Raw genomic sequence first — 19,807 nt, forward strand, 5'->3', positions numbered from 1 at the left:
GTTGGGTTGACAGGCGGCCCCTCTCGCGCTCCGATGGTGGAAACGAACACAGAAAAGCCAGGGAGGCCCGCACCCATGACCACCCCCATCGCCCATCCCATCCTGCCGAACGGCGACAGCGGCTTCACGGTGGAGGCCGCATCGATGAAGTTCGGCCGCGGCATGCTGGCGGAGGCCGGAAACGACGCCAAGGCCATGGGCATGCGCCGGGTGGCCCTGTTCACCGACCCCCATGTGGCCGAGATCGCGCCCTTCGCGGTGGCGCTTGAGTCGCTGAAGGCGGCCGGGCTGGACGTCGCCGTTTACGACCGTTGCGCGGTGGAGCCGACCAGCGCGTCCTTCCTTGAGGCGGCGGACTTCGCCCGCGACGGCCGGTTCGACGGCTACGTCTCCATCGGCGGCGGGTCGGTGATCGACACGGCCAAGGCGGCGAACCTCTACGCCACCCACCCGGCGGACTTCCTCGCCTACGTCAACAAGCCGCTGGGCGAGGGGCGCCCGGTGCCCGGCCCGGTCAAGCCGCACATCGCCTGCCCGACGACCTGCGGCACCGGCAGCGAGACGACCGGCGTCGCCATCTTCGACCATGTCGAGATGCGGGTGAAGACGGGCATCTCCTCCCGCTACCTGCGGCCGAATCTGGCGCTGGTCGATCCGGCGACCATCGACAGCCTGCCGTCCGGCGTCATCGCCTCCACCGGCTTCGACGTGCTGACCCACGCCATCGAGAGCCACACCGCGCGGTCCTACCGCTCCCGCCCGAAGCCCGACGCGGCCAACCCGCGCCCGCCCTACCAGGGCGCCAACCCCTGGTCGGACATCGGCAGCCTGCAGGCGATCCGGCTCGGCGGGCAGCATCTGGAGCGCGCCGTCAACGACCCGGCGGACGAGGAGGCGCGCGACGCCCTGATGTTCGCGGCGACGCTGGCCGGTCTCGCCTTCGGCAACGCGGGCGTTCACATCCCGCACGCCATGTCCTACTCCGTCGCCGGGATGAACCATCGCTTCACGGCGCGCGGTTACGAGAAGGCCGCCCCGATGGTGCCGCACGGCATCTCGGTGGTGCTGAACGCTCCGGCCGCCTTCCGCTTCACCGGTTCCGCCGAGCCCGAGCGCCATCTGCGCGCCGCCGAGGCGCTGGGGGCGGAGGTCCGCGACGTGTCCCCGGCGGACGGCGGCGCCGTTCTGGCCGCCCGGCTGATCGCCATGATGCGCGCCACCCATCTGCCCAACGGCCTCTCGGCGCTCGGCTATGGCGCGGCGGACATCCCGGATCTGGTGCGCGGCGCGATGGCCCAGCAGCGGCTCCTGACCATCGCCCCCCGCCCGGTGACGGAGGAGGACCTGCGCAGGCTCTACGCCGACGCCATGACCTACTGGTGAGCGCAGCGGCGGGCGGCCCCATCCTTGTGGGAAGAAGCCGCCCGCGCCGGTGTTATGGACGGTTCGGGTACAGGCCGGTCGTCGCGATGCAGACGGTCTGCCCGATGGCCGGGGACTGGGTGGAGACCTTCTGGGTGGCACCGGCCGACGCCGGCGCGACCGCCACGGTGCCGCCGGTGATGCCGGTGTTGGGAACGGTGATGCTGCCGCTGGCCGTGCCGGCGACCTTGGCGCCGGTGCCCGGGCCGCTGGTGTTGTATGGCCCCGTCAGCGAGACGCCGAGGCCACCGTCGTTGACCGAGGCGTCACCGAGATAGACGGTACCCGAGGTCGGGGCGGACACCGGGTTGCCGCCGTTGGTGACGGGAAGGCTGACGGTGCCGGTGAAGGGGACGGTGGTCGAGCCGCCCGAACCGCCGCCCGTGCCGGTGAAGGTGGCGGTGTGGGTGTGCGGCTGCAGCGGGACCTGGGCCGCCGACAGCAGAAGCTCCTGCTGGCCGACTTTGGCGCCGATGGTGATGTTCGTCAGGCCCGGACCGGTGCCGGTGCCGATGGCGGCACGGCCGCGCAGGTCGGGGATGCCGAAGAGGTCCGCGTTGTTGCCGCCGTAGCGGTAGCCGATCAGGGCGAACAGGGCTTGGTTATCGCGCACCGTCAGCGTCCGGCCGTCGGCCGCGACATAGCCCCGCGGGCACCAGTCGAACGCATAGGTGCAGATGGTGCCGATGTACGGCTCCACGTTGCAGGCAGCGGCAGGGGTGCTGAACAATGCCATGCTGCTTGCCATCGCAAAGGCAGCGGAGAGGAGTGTCTTGCGCATGATGTGTCCTCGGCGTTGGGGGGCCTTTTTTCGGGACCCGTTACGGACGGTTCGGGTACAGGCCGTTGGCCACGATGCAGACGGTCTGCCCGATGGCCGGGGACTGGGTGGAGACCTTCTGGGTGGCACCGGCCGACGCCGGCGCGACCGCCACGGTGCCGCCGGTGATGCCGGTGTTGGGAACGGTGATGCTGCCGCTGGCCGTGCCGGCGACCTTGGCGCCGGTGCCCGGGCCGCTGGTGTTGTATGGCCCCGTCAGCGAGACGCCGAGGCCACCGTCGTTGACCGAGGCGTCACCGAGATAGACGGTACCCGAGGTCGGGGCGGACACCGGGTTGCCGCCGTTGGTGACGGGAAGGCTGACGGTGCCGGTGAAGGGGACGGTGGTCGAGCCGCCCGAACCGCCGCCCGTGCCGGTGAAGGTGGCGGTGTGGTTGTGCGGCTGCAGCGGGACCTGGGCCGCCGACAGCAGAAGCTCCTGCTGGCCGACCTTGGCGCCGATGGTGATGTTCGTCAGGCCCGGACCGGTGCCGGTGCCGATGGCGGCGCGGCCGCGCAGGTCGGGGATCGCAAAGGTGGTCGCTTTGTCGCCGCCGTAGGTGAAGCCGACTAGGGCGAACAGCGCCTGATACTGGTTGATCGGCAGCGTACGGCCATCCGCCGGGATGTAGTTGCGGGGGCACCAGTCGAACGCGAAGGTGCAGACGGTGCCGATGTAAGCCTCGTCGTTGCAGGCGGCGGCGGGCGTGCTGAACAGAGCCATGCCGCTTGCCATCGCAAGCGCGGCGGGAAGAAGAGTCTTGCGCATGATGTGTCCCCGGTGCCTGGGTTGTTCTGGGCGTCGGTGAAGGGTTGTCATACAATCGAATGATTTTCTTTTTTTAGAGTCTTTATTCTCTCATATCCCACTCCAGTGGTTAAACGGCATTTTAATACAAATTTTTTCACGGTTGGTGCGTTCGGGTATTTGCACGCAAAGGATGCGGCCTTGCGCGGGAGAGCCGGCATGTCGGTTCAGACGGCGGATCCTCGGGGCACCCCCTCCGCGCGGTTCCAGCCCCCGGAACACGATCGGACGGGGCACGTTGTTCCGGAAGAGCCATCGGGATGGAGGCTCGGGGGCGGAGGCATGGCGCCAACATCATGAAAATCATCATTTTCGGACAATCCATCAGCTCCTCCTGGGGCAACGGGCACGCCACCCTATGGCGCGGGCTGGTCAAGGCCCTGGCGCGTCGGGGCAACCGCGTCGTCTTCCTGGAGCGCGACACGCCCGAACGAGCGGAGCACCGCGACCTGTGGGACATCCCCGGCGGGGAGCTTGTGCTTTACGAACGCTGGGAAGACGTGGCCGCGGCGGCGCAGCGTCACGCCGACGAGGCGGACGTCGCGATGGTGACCTCCGGTTGTCCGGATGGAGCGGCGGCCTCCCACCTCGTGCTGGAGTCGAAGGCGCAGCGCACGGTCTATTACGACCTCGACACGCACATCACCCTGTCCCGCTCCGAAACAGGGGAACGGCCGCCCTATCTGCCGCCGGAAGGGCTGGGCGGGTTCGACACCGTGCTGAGCAGCACGGGCGGGCAGGCGCTGGAAGCGCTGAAGAGCCAACTGGGTGCGCGGTTCGTGGCGCCGCTCTACGCCTGGGTCGACCCGGACCTTCATCGGCCCACCGATCCGGTGCGGCGTTATCTCGGCGACCTCTGCCACCTCGGCGCCTGGGTGGAGAATCGGCGGGCGGCGCTGGAGACGCTGTTCTTCGAGCCGGCCCGGCGACTGGGGCGGCGGCGCTTCGTCCTGGCCGGCGGCGGCTATCCGGACGACGCGTCCTGGGGCGCCAACATCCATCGCGTCCGGCATCTGCCCCCGGCGGAACATGCGGCCTTCTTCTGCTCCTCCACCCTGACGCTGAACGTGACGCGCCAACCCCTGAAGGCGATGGGCTGGTGCCCGTCCGTCCGGCTGTTCGAGGCGGCGGCCTGCGGCGTTCCGGTGATCTCCGACGAATGGGAGGGGATCGGCGCCTTCTTCGAGCCGGGGCGCGACATCCTGGTCGCACGCGAGACCGACGACGTGACCACGGCGATGATGCTGCCGCGCGGCCATCTCGCCACGCTGGCCCAGCGCGCGCGGTCGCGCGTTCTGGAGGAGCACACGGCGGAACGGCGCGTGCGGGAGTTGCGCTCCATCCTCGACATCAAGGGGGGCGGCGATGATTGATCCGACGTTCCCCGGTTGCCCGGCTTGCCTCTGTTGGAAGTAAGCCGCCATGGGCGTCCTGACCGTCCGGTCGGGTTCCCGGTTCCGAGGTCGGCACCCCGGTGCAGGACGGCTATCCCTTCCGCGAGGCGATCCACTTCCAATACCCCGGTTACCGGCGGCCCATTTTCGTAGAAAACAAAGAAGGGGCTATGGCAACAGGACTGTCCCGATTCCGGCTTTTCTCCGGGCCGCCAAGATGTCGGAGAGAAAGAAGAGCGTGCGGTAGACAATAAGTTTCAATGAATAACACCACAGGGACATGGGATGAACGAAGCGGTGATGCGTAGAAACAGGCCGGCGGGAAAACGTCCCGCGAGCGACGGCGCCCCTTCAGCCCCTTGTGTCCTGGAGGTGGCGCGATGGCATTGACCATTCTCACCGTGGCTTCGCCCTTTGCCCCGATCGGCGCCGATCCGGAGAACGAAGGAACGGCGGAGCAGGTGGCCGGCGCCATCGACGCCGCCCTGGTCCGGGCCGGGCACCGCTCGGTCGTCATTGCGCCGGAGGACTCGGCGGTGGCCGGGACGCTGATCCCGCTGGCGCGCGTCCATGGCGGGGCGCATGGGCAGGCGCCGGACGAGCGGGCGCAGGCCGCCGTTCTGAGGCGCGTTGCCAGCGTGGTCGCCGGGGCGGTGGAGGACCACGCGCCCGACCTTGTGCATCTCCATGTCCGGGATTTCGACGCCCTGCTGCCGCCGCAGGACGTGCCGGTCCTGGCGACGCTCTACCAGCCGCTGGACCGCTACCGGCCGGAAGCCCTGGCCTCCCCGCGGGCGAACCTGTATCTCCAGCCGGTGTCCGCCGCGCAGGTGCGCGGGGCTTCGCCGGGGCTGAGGCTGCTGCCGCCGCTGGAGATCGGGGTGGCGGTGGACCGCCTGCACATCCGCGTGCCGAAGCGCCGCTTCGCCGTCTGCCTGGGCGACATCGAGCCGGAGATGGGCTTCCACATCGCGCTCGACGCTGCGCGGCAGATCGACATCCAACTTCTGCTCTGCGGCGGCCTGTCCCGCGGCGCGGAGGAACAGCGCTACCTTCAGGAGGAGATCCGGCCCCGGCTGGATCCCAAGCGCCGCTTCCTCGGGCGGATCGGCTTCGGGCGCAAGCGCTGGATGCTGGGGGCGGCGCGCTGCCTGCTGGCGCCCACCCTGATGTCGGAGCCGACCCCCGTGGCGGCGCTGGAGGCGCTGGCCTGCGGCACGCCGGTGGTGGCCTTCCCGACCGGCGCCCTGGCCGACCTCGTGGAGCCGGGCGTCACCGGCTTCCTGGTCAAGGACGCCGAGGAGATGGCCCGCGCCATCGAAGATTGCGAGACGCTGGACCCCGACGCCTGCCGCGCCGTCGCCCGGGCCCGCTATTCGCTGGACGGCATGACGGAACGCTATCTGTCGCGATTCGAGGAACTGGTCGCCGGACGGGCGGCGGCCGCGGGGGTGGCGTAGCTCCAACCCCCCTTTACGGCTTGGCTCCATACAGCTTGGCCATCGACACTTGGTCGGCCAGCCGCCCATCGATCAGGCTGTGGCGGCGGGCCACCGCCTCTTCCTGGAAGCCGTGCTTGGCGTAGAAGCGTCGGGCGCGGCTGTTGTGGCCGAACACCCAGAGCGCCAGGCGGTGCAGCCGCCGCGCCCGCACCCAGAGATCCGCCGCGGCGATCAGGCGCCCGCCGACGCCCAGCGCCCAGAAATCCCGGCGCACCGCCAGCCCCAGACCGGCTTCGTGCGCGGTGCGGGCATAGGCGCCGGTCCACAGCGACAGCGATCCGGCAATGGTCCCGTCGGCGATCGCCAGCAGGGTGGCCGTCCGGTCGCCGATCCTCTGTTCGGCAAGAAAGCGTCTGGCCGCCGCGACGTCCGGCAGGGATTCGGCGGCGCTGCGCATCAGGAAGTGGGTTTCGCGCCGCACCGCGTGGTCGTAGGCAAGATAGGCGGCGGCGTCCGCGGGGAGGGCGGGGCGGATCTCCAGCCGTCCGATCCGCGCCGGAGGCGTCACCTCAGATGTCGGGTCGGGCGCTGGGTCGGGCCATTCGGGAACGCCCTCCGCCCCGATGGCCTTGCCCATCAGCCGCTCGCTGCGCCACGCGCCGCCGACGCGCAGGACGTCGCGCATCAGCCCCTCGTCGAGAAAGCCGAGCCGTTCGTAAAGGGACAGGGCACGGCTGTTGCTCTCGGCCACGGTCAGTTCCAGCCGGTGCGCGCCGTTCCGCTGCGCCCAGCGCTCCGCCGCGGTGAACAGTCCGGTGGCGACGCCGTGCCCGTTCCAGTCGCGCCGCACCCCGACCGCCAGGGTCACCGCGCCGCGGTTGCGGCGGAACCGCCCGCCATGGGCGCTGAGATAGCCGACGAGGTCCGCGGGGCGGTTGCCAACGGCCTCGGCGACGAAGATCGTGGAATTGCCGGACGCCTGGAAGGCAGCGAGATCGCGTGCCCAGAAGGGTCGTTCGCCAAGCTCGCGCAGAAGGAAATCGCTCTCCGCGTCGATCCGCGCGACCAGGGCCAGCAGGGCGTGGCGCTCGCCGGGCCGGGCTTCGCGGATGGAAAAGCCGCCGATGGTCTGGATGTCCCGCATGGCGCGCAGCCTAGGCCCGCCCGCGGTGGATGGCAAAGCGGTTGTTGTCCTGCGGCCGGCGCGGCTATCGTCGCGCCATGTCGAGATTTGGAGTTCTCATGCCCACCGTGACCGTCCGTCCGGCCGTCGAGGCCGATTGCCCGACCATCCTCCGTTTCGTCCGGGAACTCGCCGAGTTCGAAAACGAACCCCATGCCGTGAAGGCGAGCGAGGAGGATTTCCGGCGCGACGGCTGGGGCGAGCGTCCGGTGTTCGAGGCGCTGATCGCCGAACTGGACGGGGAGCCCGTCGGCTTCGCGCTGTGCTTCCGCAACTATTCCACCTGGGAAGGGCGGGCCGGTCTGTTCGTGGAGGATCTCTACGTCACCCCGGAAGCGCGGCGCTATGGCGTGGGCCGCAGGCTGCTGGCGACGGTGGCGAAACTGGCGGACGAGCGGGGCTGCCGCCGTGTCGACCTGAATGTGCTGCACTGGAACCCGGCGCGCGATTTCTATCTGCGCATCGGCTTCAAACAGATGGAGGAGTGGCTTCCCTACCGTCTCACCGGCGATGCGATCGCGACACTGGCCGCTCAGGCGGATGAGGGTTGATGTAGCGGAGGCATCTGAGCTTCGGTGGGCTGACGGTCGGGGCTTGTTGATGGCCCCGACCTCATCGCCACCACGCTGTACTTATGCCCGGGTCGTCCGGGACCCTCAGGCGGCCTTGGCCAGCATCGCGGCGTTCAGCAGGTCCAGGTAGCCGGACCGCTCCTCGCGCAGGGTGGACAGCAGGTCGGCGAGGCTTTCGCGGACGAAGGGGTCGTTCTGGCCGTCGATCCGGTTCTGCGCCAGCTGGATGAACTCATCGACCAGGGCGATGTGAACGCGAGAGGACGAGGTAATCTGTTCGGTGGTGGTGGCGATCAGCATTTTAAAACTCCGTTTTGTCTTGTGTGTTCGTGATGTCTCTATTTGGCCATGTCCCGGTTAACGACTTACTAACGGGGGTTCTGTCGGGCTGGTGTCTTGAGGGGTAATCCCGCAACCGACAAATATAGGGATTTCTACCCGTAAGGATTAATACTTTTCTTTAAATGAAGAGGCGCCTGTCTGGGGCTTTGAGATATTTCAAAGACTTCTGGCGAAGGTCGTACCGATCGGACCGGCATAGGCGGGAGGGGGCGAAGCCTTAAGCCGCAGCGGCGGGGCGTTAACAGGGCGCCCCGCCGGGTGGAGTACATCCTTTGCATGGCCCGGCGCGCCGGGCGTAGCTCCTCACGCGGCGCGCGGCAACCGGCCCGCGGCGCGGTCCATGCGGTCGGCGCGCTCCAGCGCCTGGGCGACCAGATCGTCGAACAGGTCGTTGACCAAGGCCGACAGGGGCACAGGCGCACCGCCAAGCTGCGGCCCTTCCATCAACAGGGAGCCTTCCTCGCCGGGGCCGACCACGCGCCAACCCTTCGCCGTCATCTCGGCGACGCGGGTCTTGGCAATAAAGGCGCGGACGTGGTCCATGGCGAAATCGCTCATTCGAATCTCCCAGGCGCTGGAGGGGGTCAGCAGAAGGGGGGCAGCAGGGCTGGTCACGCAGAAACGGTAACGCAGGAAGCGGAACGCAACAAGAACAAATTCGGCCGTACCCTTGCCCAAACGGCATTCCGCGCGGATTCCCCTTGCCCGGCGGGCGATTCGGGAAAAAATTCGCTGACCGGAACGATGTTCGAACCGACGAGGACCTGACCATGACCGGCAAGACCGGGATGCGCACCGAGACCGACAGCTTCGGACCGATCGAGGTTGCCGCCGACCGTTACTGGGGTGCCCAGACGCAGCGCTCGCTGCGCAACTTCCGCATCGGCGGGGAGCGCATGCCGCCGGCGCTGGTGCGCGCCCTGGGCATCCAGAAAAAGGCGTCGGCGCTCGCCAACATGGCGCTGGAGGTGCTGGACCCCCGGCTGGGCCGCGCCATCGTCGAGGCGGCGGAGGAGGTGATCGACGGCACGCTCGCCGATCATTTCCCGCTGGTGGTCTGGCAGACCGGCTCCGGCACCCAGACGAACATGAACGCGAACGAGGTCATCTCCAACCGCGCCATCGAGGCGCTGGGCGGCGAGATGGGGTCGAAGAAGCCCGTCCACCCCAACGACCACGTTAACATGGGGCAGTCGTCCAACGACAGCTTCCCCACCGCCATGCACATCGCCGCGGCCGAGCAGATCCACCATGAGCTTCTGCCGGCGTTGGAGCACCTGCACGCGGCGCTGGCGGCGAAGGCGGCGGAATTCGCCGACATCGTGAAGATCGGGCGCACCCACCTCCAGGACGCCACGCCGCTGACCCTGGGGCAGGAGTTCTCCGGCTACGCCACCCAGATCGCCTACGGGATCGAGCGGGTGAAAGCCTCGCTGCCGCAGCTCTACCGGCTGGCCCAGGGCGGCACGGCGGTCGGCACCGGGCTGAACGCCAAGACCGGCTTCGCCGAGGCCTTCGCGGCGGAGGTGGCGTCGATCACCGGGCTGCCCTTCGTCACCGCCGAGAACAAGTTCGAGGCGCTGGCCACCCACGACGCGCTGGTGGACGCGCACGGCAGCCTGAACACGCTGGCGGTGTCGCTGATGAAGATCGCCAATGACATCCGCCTGCTCGGCTCCGGCCCGCGCTGCGGCATCGGGGAGATCGCTCTGCCGGAGAACGAGCCCGGCTCCTCCATCATGCCCGGTAAAGTGAACCCCACCCAGTCGGAGGCGATGACCATGGTCTGCGCCCAGGTGATGGGCAACCAGACCACCGTCAGCATCGCCGGCGCCACAGGCCATTTCGAGCTGAACGTCTTCAAGCCGGTGATCGCCTACAACGTCCTCCAGTCGATCCGGCTGCTGGCCGACGCCTGCAACAGCTTCACCGACAACGCCGTGGTCGGCATCGAGGCCAACCGCGAGCGCATCGGCCAGCTGCTGAACGAGAGCCTGATGCTGGTCACCGCGCTGAACCCGCACATCGGCTACGACAACGCGGCGAAGATCGCCAAGAAGGCCCACAAGGAGGGAACGACCCTGAAACAGGCCGGCGTGGCGCTGGGTCTGCTGACCGAAGAGCAGTTCGATCAGTGGGTGAAGCCGGAAACCATGGTGAAGCCCCGGTGACCGGGGCTGCGCATCGCCCATGAAGAAGCGCTCCGTCCTCATCGCCGGGCACCCGACCAGCGTCTCCCTGGAAGAGGAATTCTGGGAGGCGCTGAAGGGCCTCGCGCAGGCGCGGGGGATGTCGGTCAACGCGCTGATCGAGGAGATCGATTCGACCCGCAGCGGCAACCTGTCGAGCGCGATCCGGGTCCATGTGCTGAACGCGGTGCAGGGGCGGGGGTAGGGGCATCCCGCTCCCGCCGGGGCGCCCCTGGACAGGCGGCGGGGGGACGGCTACACCCTTGCGCCGGACCGACCCCTTCCCCTCGCGCCAGAGTGTCCGCCCGTGACGCCCGACATCACCGTCCTCGATATCGTCGCCTTCCTGTGGTTCCTGGCCTGCTGGGCGGGTTTCACGCTGATCCAGGACCACATGCTGGGCGGGCGCATGGTCGTCAACCAGCATCTGAAGAAGGCGCGCCGTCATTGGATGGAGCGGATGCTGGAGCGCGACAACCGCATCATGGATTCGCAGCTCGTCGGCCACACGATGCAGAGCTGCACTTTCTTCGCCAGCACGAACATGCTGGTTCTGGCCGGTCTGGTCGGCGCCTTCGGCGCGGTGGAGAACGCCCACAAGCTGGTCGGCACGCTGTCCTTCACGGTGCAGACCACGCGCGAGTTCTTCGAGCTGAAGATGCTGCTGCTCGTGGCGATCTTCACCTTCGGCTTCTTCAAGTTCACCTGGGCGTTGCGCCAGTACAATTACTGCTGCGCCCTGATCGGCTCCGCCCCGCTGCCCCCGGTGCCGGCGGAGGAGAAGACGGCGATGGCGGACAGCATCGCCGCCGCCATGACGCTGGCCGTCAAGGCGCTGAACGGGGGCATGCGCGCCTATTACTTCGCCATGGCGGCGCTGGCCTGGATGCTCGGCCCCTGGTTCTTCATGGTGTCCACCGCGGCGGTCATCGTCGTCCTGACCCGCCGGCAGGGCTTCTCCGAGACGGAGAAGGTCATCCGCGTGCAGGTGGATGCGCTGGAGAGGCGCAATCAGCCGTGACGCACGTTTTTGGCGAGAAATATGTTAAAATGTTCTAAATCTGCGACGTTATGGCCAATACGCTGCAGCGCAAATCAATGCTTTTGTCATAGCCGCCTGATGGACGCGTGCAATGCAGCACGCCATGCTCAAGGGGGTTGGCCATGGACATCGACACGGCGGTATCGGTCTTGAACTCGCTGGACGAGGCGGAGCGGCTTCTGGCGGAAGTCCGGCTGCATCCGGGGGCCTGCGGCGCCGCCAAGGAGTTCATGGAGCGCAACCGCGAGCTTCTCGCTCAGGCGCGCCACTGCATCGATGCGGCGCACGAACTGGCCTGAGCCAAACGGGGCCAGCCGGTTCCGACGTCATCCCTTCCTGAGGACCTTGCCGCCCGTGCCGGCCATCTTCGCCCAATCCTTCGCGAAATAGGCGAAGTCACGGGACGGGCGGCTGTAGAGGTAGCCTTGCGCCAGCGGCACCCCCAGCTCCGTCAGGAGCTGCGCGTGCTCCGGCCCTTCCACCTGCTCTCCGATCAGCCCGAGACCAAGCTGGCCGCACACGTCCACGATGGAGCGCAGCATCGCCATGTCACGCCCGCTGTGCACGGCGCCTCGGACGAAATGCCCATCGATCTTCGCGAAGTCCGCCTGGATGCCGTAGAGCGACTGGAAGGAGGTCGATCCGGCCCCGACATCGTCCAGGCAGATGCGGAACCCGGCGGCGCGCAGCTTCTGCAGGACCTCGTTCAGCTTGGCGATGTCGGTGACCACGACGGTCTCCGTCACCTCGATCAGCAGCTTGCGGGCCAACTCGCCATAGGGCTCGGTCACCGCCAGGAACTGGCGCAGGAAGATCGGGCTCATCAACGTCTTGGCGGACAGGTTGATCGCCACGTCCGGCAGGGTCGGTTCCTTACGGTGGGCGTTCATGGTGTCCAGCACCGACTGCGTCAGCAGCAGGTCGAAGTCGTAGATCAGCCCGACATCCTCGGCGAAGGTGATGAAGTCCGCCGGGGACAGCGTGCCCTCCACCCGCGTCAGCGCTTCGAGATGATGGACCGTCCGTGTCCCGATGTCGACGATGGGCTGGTAGACCACGAAGAAGTCGCGCTTCTCGATGGTCGCGCGCAGCCGGCCGATGCGGTCCACCGCGTCGGACAGCATGCGCTTGGCGCCGTCCTCCAGGCTGGAGATGGTGAACTCGCCGCCCTGGGCGGAGGCGAAGGCTTGCACCGTGTAGACCAGCGCGCGCGCCGCGTCGGCGGGGTCCAGCCGCTCGTCCGACACGTCCAGCGACCAGGTGCGGATGCCGCCGGGCAACTCGCCGCCGGCGCATTGGATGATCTGGGTGATGTGGGCCTGGACCTCCTGCCCGTCGATGTCGGAGGCGTGGACGACGCCGTAGCGGTCGGTGGCCAGCTGTCCGGCGCTGTCGCCGTTGGCGGAGATCGCCCGCAGATAGGCTTCGATCCCCTGCATCACCTCGCTCGCCGCCCCTTCGGGCAGAGCGTCCACCATCGACTGCAGGCCATCGATCAGCAGCAGGGTCAGGGCGTTGTCGAGCCCCTTCTCCCGCGCCTTGATGATGCGGTCCTCCAGGATGTGGCTGAAGGCGTTGCCGTCCAGAAGCTGGCCCGCCGCGGCCAAAGCCTCGTTCGTGTTGCGCGGGCCGGAGGCCAGCAGGACGGTGAGGAACAGCGACCCGGGGCAGGAGTCGAGCCGGCAGCCGCCGAGCAGCGCCGGAAAGCGGTTGCCGTCGCAGCCCTGGAACACGACGCGCGCCGGCTTGATGCGGCCCTTGTCCTGGATGCGCTTGAACAGGACGTTGACGTATTTGCGGTCGTTCGGCGCCACGACGTCGAGCAGGCTGGTGCCGACCAGACCCGCCACGTCACCTTCGGTCAGGCGACAGCGCGCGCCCGCGCAAAACAGGATGTTTCCCCGCGCATCCGTTTCGATCAGCAGATCCGCGGCGGCGAAGGCAAAGCCGACGAAGCGGTCACGCTCGCGGTGCGACGGGCGTCGGACCTGTGCGTTGGTCTGCGGCACCGGGCGTCTGATCGAGTCATGCGCAAGCTGCATCGGCAATAGCCCGAAATTGAGAAAAAGTTTATCGAATTGCTTTCATTCATTGAGTGGAGACTAGCGGTGTTCCCGGCGCGAAAAAAGCGGCAAGATTCACCCTGCAATTCCGAGCAAAACTCCGAAACCTATAATTTTCAATGATTTAACGAGAAATGTGATTTTGGCCGCGCCCGATTATCGCACCCGACGCGAGAAAAAACAAAGGCGGGCCGTTTCGGATCAGGAAACGGCCCGCCGCGACGGTCGAACGGGATGGAAGAACCGACCCGAGCGGTCAGGAGCGCGCAAAGAGCCGCGTCACATGGCCCATCTTGCGGCCCGGACGGGATTCGGCCTTGCCGTAGAGGTGCAGGCGGGCGCCGGGCTCGGCCATCAACTCCGGCCAGCGGTCCACGTCCGCCCCGATCAAATTCTCCATCTCGGCGTCGGCCACCCGCTCCACCGAGCCGAGCGGCAGGCCGCAGACGGCGCGGACGAGCTGCTCGAACTGGCAGGAATGGCAGGCGTCCATGGTCCAATGGCCGGAATTGTGCGGGCGCGGGGCCATCTCGTTGACCAGCACACCGCCGTCCGGCGTCACGAACATCTCCACCGCCAGCACACCGACGAGGTCCAGCGCCTCGGCGATGCGGCGGGCGACCCGCTCGGCCTCCGCCGCCGTCTCCGCCGGAACGCGGGCCGGGGCGATGGTCTTGTCGAGGATGCCGTCCTTGTGGCGGTTCTCCACGGCGGGGTAGGCGGCCATGCTGCCGTCCAGCCCGCGGGCGACGATCACCGAAACCTCGCAGGTGAAGGAGACGAAGCCCTCCACGATGCCGGCGTCGGAGCCGATGGCCGCCCAGGCCTTCGCCGGGTCGGTGCCCGGCTCGATCCGCGCCTGCCCCTTGCCGTCATAGCCCAGGCGGGTGGATTTCAGGATGCAGCGCGGGCCGATCTCCGCCACCGCCTTCGCCACCTCGTCGGCGCTGCGGGCGGCGCGCCAGGGGGCGGTGCCGATGCCCAGCGCGTTGACGAAGGACTTTTCCTCAACCCGGTCCTGGGCGACCGACAGGACCTTGCCGCCGGGATGGACGGGGGTGAAGCGGCCCAGATGCTCGACCACGGCGACCGGAACGTTCTCCCATTCCAGCGTCACCACGTCGACGGAGCGGGCGAAGGACTCCAGCGCGTCGAGGTCGTCCCAGCCGGCGGAGGTGACGGCCGCCGCGACCTGGGCGCCGGGGCTGCCCTCCGATCCCGGCGCGTAGACGTGCGTCTTGTAGCCCAGGCGGGCGGCGGCGAGCGCGGTCATGCGGCCGAGCTGGCCGTCGCCCAGCATGCCGATGGTCGAGCCGGGCGGAAGGATGCGGTGGGCCATGGCTCAGGCGGGCTCGTCGACGGGGGCTTCGGCGACGGCGGCGGTCTGGCGGGCGCGCCAGGAGTCCAACGCCTCGGCCACCTGCGGGTCCATCAGGGCGATGACCGAACCGGCGAGCAACGCTGCGTTGATGGCGCCGGCCTTGCCGATGGCCAACGTGCCCACCGGAACGCCGCCGGGCATCTGGACGATCGACAGCAGGCTGTCCATGCCCTTCAGCGCGTGGCTTTCCACCGGGACGCCGAAGACGGGCAGGGGGGTCATCGAGGCGGCCATGCCCGGCAGGTGGGCGGCGCCGCCGGCTCCGGCGATGACCACCTTCAGGCCGCGGTCGCGGGCGGTGGTGGCGTACTCGACGAGGCGCTGCGGGGTGCGGTGGGCGGAGACGATCCGGACCTCGTGCGGGACGCCGAGCGCCGTCAGCGTCTCAGCGGCGTGCTTCATGGTGGTCCAGTCCGACTGGCTGCCCATGATGATGCCGACCAGCGGCTTGCGGTCGGTGGTGGCGGCGATGGATGCGGACACGGCGCGCGCTTTCCTCTAGGTCCGGAAAGCGGCGCATTATAGAAAGCGCGCGCGCGAAGTCCAGCGCGACGCGATGCGCCTGGCCGCGTTCTCCGCCGAAAAGCGGTATCAGGCGATGATGTCGGGCAGCATGCGGCTTTCCAGAACCGTGATCTGGTCCTTGAGCGCGAGTTTGCGCTTCTTCAGACGTTGCATCTGAAGCTGGTCGAACGGCGCACGTTCGTGCAGTCGGGCGATCACGTCGTCGAGGTCGCGATGCTCGCTGCGAAGCGTGGCCAGTTTTTCCTTCAGCATCTCTTGTTCGTTCATACGCGCGAGGCCCGCTGGCTGAGCGGCGGGGACTATACCAGATTTCCGGCGCAACGGCAGTGCGAAACCACGCATTCTTCGCAGGGTTATAATCCGGTTGCCGGAATGTAATATCCTCGGAGGACCAGAACCATTGCGGTGAAGCAACGTTCTGGTATGACTACCTTTCGCAGCGGTTCCAGACGACACGGGACAGTCATCCATGACAGCAGGCAAGCGCATCGGCATTCTCACCAGCGGCGGCGACTGCGCCGGGCTGAACGCGGTCATCCGCGCGGTGGTCCACCGGGCCGTCCTGACCTACGGCTGGCAGGTCCTGGGCATCAAGGAAGGCACCCAGGGGTTGCTGCAGCGGCCGGTGCAGTACCAGGTGCTCGACCTGCCGCAGGTCGACGGCAACATGATGCGCATGGGCGGCACGATCCTCGGCACGACCAACCGCGGCGACCCCTTCGCCTACCCGATGGCCGACGGCACGCAGAAGGACCGGTCGGACGAGATCATCGGCGGCTACCGCGAGCTGGGGCTGGACGCGCTGATCGGCATCGGCGGCGACGGCAGTTTCGCCATCCTGAAGAAGCTGGCCGACAAGGGCGGCTTCCAGATGGTCGGCATCCCCAAGACCATCGACAACGATCTCGGCCTGACCGAGGTCTCGGTCGGCTACGACACCGCCGTCGGCGTGGCGGTCGAGGCGCTCGACCGGCTCCAGCCGACCGCGGCCAGCCACGCCCGCGTCATGGTGCTGGAGGTGATGGGCCGCGATGCCGGCCACATCGCTCTGGCCGCGGGCATCGCCGGCGGCGCCGACGTGGTGCTGATCCCCGAGATCGCCTATTCCATCGAGAAGATCGCCCAGAAGATCAAGCAGGTGCGCTCGACGGGCCGCAACTTCGCCCTGGTCGTGGTGTCGGAGGCGGTGAAGACCGTGGACGGCACGGGCGTGCAGAAGCTTTTCCAGGGCGGCCAGAAGCGCTACGGCGGAATCGGCGACTACATCGGCGAGAAGATCGCCGAGGCGACCGGGGCGGAGACCCGCGTCACCGTCCTGGGCCACGTCCAGCGCGGCAGCATGCCCAGCCCGCGCGACCGTCTGGTCGCCTCGGCCTTCGGCGTGCACGCCGTGGACCTGATCGCCGAGGGCAAGTTCGACCGCATGGTCGCCTGGTCGGACCGTGGCGTCATCGACGTGCCGATCACCGAGGCCATCGCCAAATACGCCTGCGTGGAACTGGACGGCGCCATGGTCAAGACCGCCCGCGGCCTGGGCATCAGCCTGGGCGACTGAGCGGGGGGCCAGAAGGGAGGCAGGCACGGCGATGTCGGAAAACCCGTTCTGGGACTTCTCGCTCGCCGTCTACGGGCGGCCCGGCGTGCCCGCCGCTTGCCTCGACCTTCAGGACCGGCTCGGCCAGGATGTGAACGTCCTCCTGTTCGCCGCCTGGGCGGGCATGGCCTGCAACGCAGAGCTGCCGGCTGTGGAACTGGCGCGGATCGATTCCGCGGTCGCTTCCTGGCGCGACGAGGTGGTCCGTCCGCTGCGCGCCGTCCGCCGCCGGGCGAAGGGCGAGGACGACGCCCTCTACCGGTGCCTGAAGGCCGCGGAGCTGGAGGCGGAGCGGGTCCAGCAGGACCGTCTCTTCGCCCTGTCCGGGCTCACCCCCGCGCCGGGCGGCGGCGTCACCCTGGCCGCGGCCAACCTCTTCCGGCTGGTGCCGGAAGGGGACCCGGCGCTGATGGCGCTGCTGGCCGCCCTCGCGACGCCGCCCGAGCCCTGACGGACGCGGTGCGATGACGACTCCGGCCATCCTCACCTCGCCCCGGCTGATTCTGCGCCCCTGGCGCGACGGGGACGGCGACGCTTTCTACACGCTGTCGCAAGATCCCGCGCTGATGGAGCATTTGCTGCCGCTTCCCGACCGGGCGGCCAGCGACGCGGCGATCCAGCGCATCGGCGAGCATTTCGACCGGCACGGCTTCGGCTTTTGGGCGGTGGAGCGGCCCGGGCACAGCCCCTTCATCGGCTTCGTCGGGTTGGCCCGCGTGACCTGGGACGCGCCCTTCGCCCCCGCCGTCGAGGTGGGCTGGCGGCTCGACCCCGCCCATTGGGGGCAGGGGCTGGCGACGGAGGCCGCCGGGTTGGCGCTGACCCACGGATTCGGCACGGTCGGCCTGGACGAAATCGTGGCCTTCACTGTGCCGGCGAACCGGCGGTCGCAGCGGGTCATGGAACGGCTGGGGATGGAGCGCGACGCGGCGGGCGATTTCGACCACCCCCGCGTTCCCGACGGTCACCGCCTGAAGCGGCACGTCCTCTACCGGATCCGGCGCGACCGCTGGCGGGCCGGGCCAAACGCGGCGACGGGCGCTGGTGTCAGCGGACCAGGATGAGGCTGTTGTGGTCGCCCGTCTCGTCGGACACCTGGAAGGGCTTGCCGACATAGAAGGCTTGGCAGCGCTTGCCGCCGGACAGGCGGGTCAGCCCCGCTTCCCACTCCTGCCCGCGCGGCCCGAGGATGCGCAGTTTCAACTGGTCGAGCAGCGGGAAGATCTGATAGCCCTCAAGGTCCAGCGGCTCCCCCTTCGCGGAGAAGGCGTCCTGGTTCAGCGTGAGGGTCTTGCCGTTGAGGTCCAGCTTGACATCCTGCGCCCACGGGCACCCGCCGCCACCGGCGGGCTTGTCGCTGGCCCCGGCGGGTCCAACGGTCAGGACCGCTGGGACGAGGGCGCAGGTAAGGGCGAGCGCGCAGACGTTCAACGTGCTTCTCATCGGCAAAGTGCTTTTCATAGGCGGGACGCGGCCCTCGCGCTGAATACTCCGGTATGCTCCGGGGCATGGAGTGCAGCATAAATTTTGCAAAAGTGAAATGCAACGCGGGGCTCCTCGTGGGTGGGTTGCGGGATTGGCAGGACTTGTGACAAATCCGGCAGCGGGCCCGCACGATCCATCGGCTTCCAGTACCCCTCACACCCTTGGTCACTTCCCATGGCGACAATCATCGAGGCGCTTCTGGCCGCCATCGACCACCACCAGTCGGGCCGTCTGGCCGAAGCGGCCACGCTCTACGGACGGATTTTGGAGGCCGATCCCGAACAGCCCGACGCCGCCCAGTTTCTGGGCGTGCTTCACGCGCAGACGGGGCGTCCGGCGGACGGGGTGCGCCTGTTGCGCCGGGCGCTGGCGCTGCGCCCCGATTCGGCAAGCGGGCAATCGAACCTGGCCGGCGCGCTTCAGACCATGGGCGACGCGGCGGGGGCGGAGGCCGGTTATGCCCGCGCTCTGCGGCTTGATCCGCTGTTGGCCGACGCCCACGCCAGTCGGGCCGGCGCTCTGCGCGACCTGAACCGGGTGCCGGAGGCCGCCCGTTCGGCGCAGAGGGCGCTGGCGCTGCTCCCGGCCTCGGCCGACGCCTTGGTGAACCTTGCCGAAACGGCTTTGGCCGAACGACGCGCGGGTGAGGCGGAGCGGCTGGCCGGCCGCGCCGCCGCGCTGGCGCCGGGATCGCCGGCGGCTCAAATGATGCTCGGCTCCTCCTGCGCCGCGCAGAAGCGTTGGGACGCGGCGGAGGCCGCCTACCGTGCGGCGCTGGACCTCGCCCCCGGCTATGGCGCGGCTTGGGGGAATCTTGGATCGCTGCTCGCCGGGCAGGGCCGCTTCGACGAGGCGCTGGAAGCCTTCGCCATGGCGGAGGGGCGCGGCTTTTCCGGACCGTCCCTATGGTCGGCGCGCGGCGGTGCGCTGCTCGCCATGGCCCGGCCGGTGGAGGCTCTGGCCGACTTCGATCGGGTGCTGGAGGCGCGACCCGGCGACGCCGGGATGCGCTGGAACCGCGGATTCGCCCGGCTGCTGACCGGGGATTACGACGGCGGCTGGCCGGAGTTCGACTGGCGCCGCCACGACTCACGGGCGGAACCGCCCTGGCGCCGTTTCGCCCAGCCCACGTGGATCGGCGGCGACATCGCCGGGCGCACCATCCTGCTCTACGCCGAGCAGGGGTTGGGGGACACCCTTCAGTTCGCCCGGTACGTCCCGCTGGTGGCGGAGCGTGGCGCGCGGGTGATCCTGGAGGTGCAGCGACCCTTGATCAGCGCGCTGTCGGATCTGCCGGGAGTGGAGCGGCTGGTCGCCCGCGGCGATCCGCTGCCGGATTTCGATCTGGAATGCCCGCTGATGAGCCTGCCCCGCGCCTTCGGCACCAGGCTGGACGAGGTGCCCACCGCCGTGCCCTATCTGCAACCTGATCCGCAACGCGCCGCCTCCTGGAGCGGGCGGCTGGCGGACGGGTCGGGGCTGCGGGTCGGGCTGGTCTGGGCGGGCAACCCGCGCTTTCCCGGCGACGCGCTGCGCTCGCCGCGG

22 protein-coding genes are annotated in these 19,807 nt (G+C 68.7%); 12 read left to right on the plus strand and 10 right to left on the minus strand.

The window, feature by feature from the left end:
• The first annotated feature begins 75 nt into the window (after window positions 1-75).
• Window positions 76-1,383: a hydroxyacid-oxoacid transhydrogenase gene (locus H0B54_RS27915; RefSeq protein ID WP_188263052.1), complete on the plus strand. Its 1,308-nt coding sequence runs from the start codon at window positions 76-78 to the stop codon at window positions 1,381-1,383.
• A 52-nt stretch (window positions 1,384-1,435) separates the two neighbouring features.
• On the opposite strand, the gene H0B54_RS27920 is transcribed toward H0B54_RS27915, so the two are convergent.
• Both H0B54_RS27920 and H0B54_RS27925 read right to left on the minus strand, forming a co-directional pair.
• Window positions 1,436-2,158 (minus strand): phage tail protein, encoded by a 723-nt coding sequence (locus H0B54_RS27920; RefSeq protein ID WP_188263053.1) that lies wholly within the window; start codon window positions 2,156-2,158, stop codon window positions 1,436-1,438.
• An 85-nt stretch (window positions 2,159-2,243) separates the two neighbouring features.
• Window positions 2,244-3,011, minus strand: a complete 768-nt coding sequence (locus H0B54_RS27925) for a phage tail protein (protein WP_188263054.1) — start codon at window positions 3,009-3,011, stop codon at window positions 2,244-2,246.
• A gap of 335 nt (window positions 3,012-3,346) precedes the next feature.
• On the opposite strand from H0B54_RS27925, the gene H0B54_RS27930 reads away from it, so the two are divergent.
• Both H0B54_RS27930 and H0B54_RS27935 read left to right on the plus strand, forming a co-directional pair.
• Window positions 3,347-4,423 (plus strand): CgeB family protein, encoded by a 1,077-nt coding sequence (locus H0B54_RS27930; protein ID WP_188263055.1) that lies wholly within the window; start codon window positions 3,347-3,349, stop codon window positions 4,421-4,423.
• Between the two features lie 401 nt (window positions 4,424-4,824).
• On the plus strand, window positions 4,825-5,904 hold the full coding sequence (locus H0B54_RS27935) for a glycosyltransferase (protein ID WP_211109610.1): 1,080 nt from the start codon (window positions 4,825-4,827) through the stop codon (window positions 5,902-5,904).
• Window positions 5,905-5,917: 13 nt separating this feature from the next.
• On the opposite strand, the gene H0B54_RS27940 is transcribed toward H0B54_RS27935, so the two are convergent.
• Window positions 5,918-7,030: a GNAT family N-acetyltransferase gene (locus H0B54_RS27940; RefSeq protein WP_188263056.1), complete on the minus strand. Its 1,113-nt coding sequence runs from the start codon at window positions 7,028-7,030 to the stop codon at window positions 5,918-5,920.
• A gap of 29 nt (window positions 7,031-7,059) precedes the next feature.
• On the opposite strand from H0B54_RS27940, the gene H0B54_RS27945 reads away from it, so the two are divergent.
• Window positions 7,060-7,620, plus strand: a complete 561-nt coding sequence (locus H0B54_RS27945; protein ID WP_281390132.1) for a GNAT family N-acetyltransferase — start codon at window positions 7,060-7,062, stop codon at window positions 7,618-7,620.
• Window positions 7,621-7,725: 105 nt separating this feature from the next.
• Here H0B54_RS27945 and H0B54_RS27950 read toward each other — a convergent pair whose 3' ends face one another.
• Window positions 7,726-7,941, minus strand: a complete 216-nt coding sequence (locus H0B54_RS27950; RefSeq protein ID WP_038528762.1) for a hypothetical protein — start codon at window positions 7,939-7,941, stop codon at window positions 7,726-7,728.
• A 345-nt stretch (window positions 7,942-8,286) separates the two neighbouring features.
• Window positions 8,287-8,541, minus strand: coding sequence for a hypothetical protein (locus H0B54_RS27955; protein WP_094306678.1), 255 nt, complete (start codon window positions 8,539-8,541; stop codon window positions 8,287-8,289).
• 212 nt (window positions 8,542-8,753) lie between these two features.
• On the opposite strand from H0B54_RS27955, the gene fumC reads away from it, so the two are divergent.
• From fumC to H0B54_RS27975, 4 genes are all read left to right on the plus strand, one after another.
• On the plus strand, window positions 8,754-10,154 hold the full coding sequence (gene fumC, locus H0B54_RS27960) for a class II fumarate hydratase (protein ID WP_188263058.1): 1,401 nt from the start codon (window positions 8,754-8,756) through the stop codon (window positions 10,152-10,154).
• A gap of 19 nt (window positions 10,155-10,173) precedes the next feature.
• Window positions 10,174-10,377, plus strand: coding sequence for a ribbon-helix-helix domain-containing protein (locus H0B54_RS27965; protein WP_014239903.1), 204 nt, complete (start codon window positions 10,174-10,176; stop codon window positions 10,375-10,377).
• A gap of 102 nt (window positions 10,378-10,479) precedes the next feature.
• Complete coding sequence (locus tag H0B54_RS27970; protein WP_188263059.1) at window positions 10,480-11,193, plus strand: DUF599 family protein; 714 nt, start codon at window positions 10,480-10,482, stop codon at window positions 11,191-11,193.
• A gap of 143 nt (window positions 11,194-11,336) precedes the next feature.
• The gene (locus H0B54_RS27975; RefSeq protein WP_188263060.1) at window positions 11,337-11,513 is read left to right on the plus strand and encodes a hypothetical protein; all 177 of its coding nucleotides are present in this window, start codon (window positions 11,337-11,339) and stop codon (window positions 11,511-11,513) included.
• Between the two features lie 27 nt (window positions 11,514-11,540).
• On the opposite strand, the gene H0B54_RS27980 is transcribed toward H0B54_RS27975, so the two are convergent.
• From H0B54_RS27980 to H0B54_RS27995, 4 genes are all read right to left on the minus strand, one after another.
• Window positions 11,541-13,256 (minus strand): sensor domain-containing phosphodiesterase, encoded by a 1,716-nt coding sequence (locus H0B54_RS27980; protein ID WP_188263061.1) that lies wholly within the window; start codon window positions 13,254-13,256, stop codon window positions 11,541-11,543.
• Between the two features lie 277 nt (window positions 13,257-13,533).
• Window positions 13,534-14,616, minus strand: coding sequence for a 5-(carboxyamino)imidazole ribonucleotide synthase (locus H0B54_RS27985; RefSeq protein WP_188263062.1), 1,083 nt, complete (start codon window positions 14,614-14,616; stop codon window positions 13,534-13,536).
• Window positions 14,617-14,619: 3 nt separating this feature from the next.
• Complete coding sequence (gene purE, locus H0B54_RS27990; protein WP_094306687.1) at window positions 14,620-15,087, minus strand: 5-(carboxyamino)imidazole ribonucleotide mutase; 468 nt, start codon at window positions 15,085-15,087, stop codon at window positions 14,620-14,622.
• Window positions 15,088-15,249: 162 nt separating this feature from the next.
• Window positions 15,250-15,435 carry a YdcH family protein gene (locus H0B54_RS27995; RefSeq protein ID WP_425490102.1) on the minus strand — a complete coding sequence of 62 codons (186 nt, stop codon included), beginning with the start codon at window positions 15,433-15,435 and terminating at the stop codon, window positions 15,250-15,252.
• Window positions 15,436-15,652: 217 nt separating this feature from the next.
• Between H0B54_RS27995 and H0B54_RS28000 the strand changes: the two genes are divergently transcribed.
• From H0B54_RS28000 to H0B54_RS28010, 3 genes are read left to right on the plus strand one after another with little or no spacing between them, the layout of a single operon-like run.
• A complete protein-coding gene (locus tag H0B54_RS28000; RefSeq protein ID WP_014239910.1) occupies window positions 15,653-16,738 on the plus strand; it encodes an ATP-dependent 6-phosphofructokinase in 1,086 nt (361 codons plus the stop codon).
• Window positions 16,739-16,769: 31 nt separating this feature from the next.
• Window positions 16,770-17,228, plus strand: coding sequence for a TIGR02444 family protein (locus H0B54_RS28005; RefSeq protein WP_188263063.1), 459 nt, complete (start codon window positions 16,770-16,772; stop codon window positions 17,226-17,228).
• A gap of 13 nt (window positions 17,229-17,241) precedes the next feature.
• Entirely contained in the window at window positions 17,242-17,841 is a 600-nt protein-coding gene (locus tag H0B54_RS28010) for a GNAT family N-acetyltransferase (protein ID WP_188263064.1), read from the plus strand.
• Here H0B54_RS28010 and H0B54_RS28015 read toward each other — a convergent pair.
• On the minus strand, window positions 17,825-18,220 hold the full coding sequence (locus H0B54_RS28015) for a hypothetical protein (protein ID WP_094306671.1): 396 nt from the start codon (window positions 18,218-18,220) through the stop codon (window positions 17,825-17,827). The two genes, H0B54_RS28010 and H0B54_RS28015, sit on opposite strands and share 17 nt — an antisense overlap.
• A 216-nt stretch (window positions 18,221-18,436) precedes the next feature.
• Between H0B54_RS28015 and H0B54_RS28020 the strand changes: the two genes are divergently transcribed.
• On the plus strand, window positions 18,437-19,807 hold a 1,371-nt coding region (locus H0B54_RS28020; RefSeq protein ID WP_188263065.1), incomplete at its 3' end, for a tetratricopeptide repeat protein.

The sequence above is a fragment of the Azospirillum tabaci genome, assembly GCF_014596085.1.
Lineage (GTDB): Bacteria > Pseudomonadota > Alphaproteobacteria > Azospirillales > Azospirillaceae > Azospirillum > Azospirillum tabaci.